The organism is Methylorubrum podarium (assembly GCF_022179745.1).
GTDB classification, from domain to species: Bacteria; Pseudomonadota; Alphaproteobacteria; order Rhizobiales; family Beijerinckiaceae; genus Methylobacterium; species Methylobacterium podarium.
This window is the reverse complement of record NZ_BPRD01000535.1, coordinates 1-3016: the sequence shown is the minus strand read 5'-3', so window position 1 is coordinate 3016 and position 3016 is coordinate 1. Positions and strand designations below refer to the sequence as shown.

The window sequence follows — 3016 nt, the reverse complement described above, 5'->3', positions numbered from 1 at the left end:
GCCGGCACGAGCCGCAGCGCCCGCTCGATCCAGACCAGCGCCTCCGGCTCGGCCTCGAGCAGGCCTGAGAAAAGCACTTCTTCGCCGGGTCGGGCCGGACTCTCGAGCACTTGGAGCGCCCCCGGAACGACGCTGCCTGTGCCCTCGTCCACCGCGATGCGCGTGATGGTCGTCGCGGCTGCGCCGTTCTGCGCGCGAAGGTCGCCGAAGCGCAGCGTGCCACTGCTGGGCGCCCACGCCTCCGGCGAGGCGAACGCTTCTTGTCCATCGTCGCTGCCGGACGCCACGCCGAACCAGCGCGCGACCGTGTCGGCCGGGAGGTGGTCGGGGGCGGTCGCTGCGATGGCATCGAGCACGTGGCGAACGTTGCCGCGCACCAGCGTGCCCGCGAGGATCATGCAGCCGTCGTGGTCGCGCAGAAACGGCTGGTCAACGCCGTGGCCAGCGCTCGCGAGGCCTGCCGTCGAGAGAGGACCCTCAAGGCGCAGGGTCAGCGTGCAGCGGGTCATGCGGCGGCCTGCGCGAAGGGGCGCAGCACGTTCCACAGATCGGCAAGACGCAGGAGGGGAAGACGTGGATCCGGTGTCACTGGCCCCAGTGCTCCGTCCGTCAGGACGCGTGCGAGGGCGTCCACGTCTTCCGCTTCGCGCTCTGTGCGCAGGCGCTTGAGGACCTCATCGCGTAGCTTCGTCAGATCGGCGGCATCGGCGCCGCGGGTGCGCGTGATGAGGCCGTAGAGCTGACTGCGGGGCAGTCCGATCTCGGGGTCGGTGATGCGGTCGGCAGCCGCAAGGAACGCTTCGAGCGCCGGCAGACCGAGGAAGGTGTGTGCCGCCGAGGCGGCCGTGCCGTAGTGATCGGCGAGGTAGGTCTCTAGGCCGGATGCCGGCGGCTCGATGCTCTCGACGATCTGAAGCGAGACCGCGTTGTCGGAGGGCTCCTGCTCGACAGGCTCCTTCTGGCCCTTCGAGTTCGCGGTCCTGGCCTTCGTCGCTGCCTTAGCCACGCCCTTTGCCGCGCTCTTGGCAAGCTCCATCGTGTCGGACGCCAGCGCCCGGGCCGTGGCGATCGGCATCTTGTGATGGCAGACGAGCGCGCCGACAGCGTGGGTCAGCGCCTGACCGCGGACTGTCCAGCCCGCCCCGAAGTCTCTGGCGATCACGCCGAGCGCGTCACGCAGCGCCCAGGCGGGCAGCACGAAGACGGCCTCGTCCCCGCCCCACAGAAGCGTCTCGAAGCGCAGCCGCCCCTCCGGGCCTGTCATGCGCGTGTCGGCACAGAAGGCGTCGAGGAGTCGCTCCAGAAGGAGGGCGCGCCGCTCGGCGAGTTCGGCTGAGAAGGTGCGTTCCTCCGCGAGCGCACCCGCACCGCCTGCTGCGGCGCCTCGTTTCACTGCACGCCCGACGGCCGCGCCGAAGCCGTTCCCGTCGAGGGCCACGACCGCGATCTTGCCGCGCAGGCTCGAAGGCAAGCCCGGCGGAGCAGCCTTGACCAATTCGGAGAGGCTTTCAGCGAAAGTTGGAAGCGGCGCCGTCCGATGCGGCAGCAGGCGCGCGTAGACCTGCTGACGCATCTCCCTGCCGAGTTCGAGGCGAGCCTTGACGCTCGCCGAGACGTGAAACGCGTTGTCGCCCTTGCGCACGCGATCCGTGGCAGGGCGCATCCGATCGATCGCACAGGCACGATGCCCAGGTGCCGTGGGCCCGGGCTCGATGGCGAGGCGCTGCAGTTGACGGGCGCGCAGCCGGGCCTGCGCCTGCCGCCCTGCCTCTGCATGCTGCTCGCCGGTCGGCGCATTAGGATAGGGCACAGCTGCCCCTACGAGGCAGAGGTGGGGCAGCACACGGGCAAGCCGAGCATCGGTCCCTTCCGGGACGGCGCGCCCGCTCGCCACGGCATCGAGCTGCCGCTCGATCCAACCGGCATTAACGGTTGAATCATCGGTTTCCAGCACCGCGACGCTCTGCGAGGCGGCGTCGAGAACCGGGATCAGGCGACCGAGGCACGCCTGTTCGAGGGTGTCGCGCACGAACTGCGGTGCCAGGAGGCCGGCAAAACCGCCTCCGCGAACGACGGACAGATCGTCGGTGTCGAACACCGTGACGTCGAGGTTGACCGCTTCCACCCGGACCAGGAACGACGGCACCGCTTTCCCCTAGTGTCCTCGGACCTGTCTGCAACCTTCAGATGGATGTTCGTGTGTTGTCAAGAAGATAGTCAAATTTCTGGTCCAACAGCTAGAAAATCGTATTTACCACTGTTATGCGATTATAAATAATCGCTCCTTGATATATATTCTGAATTTTGATGCTTAATCAGCTTGAAATTCAATGAAAGATACGATTAATGCGTGAAAGTTATAGAGTAAGGCTTTCGATCAAAGCGAGGCAGAGGCGGTTGCTAGTCAATCTAACGGGAGCAGGTCAAGCGGATGGCGGTGCTCGAACTCGCCCTCCAAGAGAAAGTAGCTGCCAACCTGGAGCAGCTTGCCCCGGGCTTTCAGCCTTTCGGGTTTCAGTTTGCGTCCCCGCGGTAGCAGCTGCCAGCCCCCACCAGGGCGCGGTAGGCGCCGAGACGATGACGTTTCAGTCCGCGTCCCCGCGGAAGCGGCTGGCAGCCGCAACCTCACCTTCCAGTCGGCGCTTCAGTCTGGTTTCAGTCCGCGTCCACGCGGAAGCAGCTGCCAGCCGATAGCCCTCGCCGCCCGCCCGACAGCCCCAGAGTTTCAGTCCGCGTCCACGCGGAAGCAGCTGCCAGTTCCATCCGGCCGGGCAGAGCGCCGGGTCGGGGGCGTTTCAGTCCGCGTCCACGCGGAAGCAGCTGCCAGCCCGCCCACCAGCAGGTCACGGCCGAGAGGGACGGTTTCAGTCCGCGTCCACGCGGAAGCAGCTGCCAGCCAACGGCATCCCCGTGCCCGGCCTGCGCGACGGGTTTCAGTCCGCGTCCACGCGGAAGCAGCTGCCAGCCCACCTCGGCCGCGCCCCTGCACGACCCGATGCCGTTTCAGTCCGCGTCC

General features: G+C 67.2%; 2 protein-coding genes and 1 CRISPR repeat array. Both genes read right to left on the bottom strand.

Annotation, left to right across the window (positions count from 1 at the left end):
- On the bottom strand, positions 1–509 hold a 509-nt coding region (locus MFF42_RS22950; protein ID WP_238258022.1), incomplete at its 3' end, for a hypothetical protein.
- Entirely contained in the window at positions 506–2146 is a 1641-nt protein-coding gene (locus tag MFF42_RS22945) for a hypothetical protein (RefSeq protein ID WP_238258021.1), read from the bottom strand. The genes MFF42_RS22950 and MFF42_RS22945, both read right to left, overlap by 4 nt.
- Positions 2147–2511: 365 nt before the next feature.
- Positions 2512–2965: a CRISPR direct-repeat array (repeat unit 35 nt; unit sequence GTTTCAGTCCGCGTCCACGCGGAAGCAGCTGCCAG).
- Positions 2966–3016 lie beyond the last annotated feature (51 nt).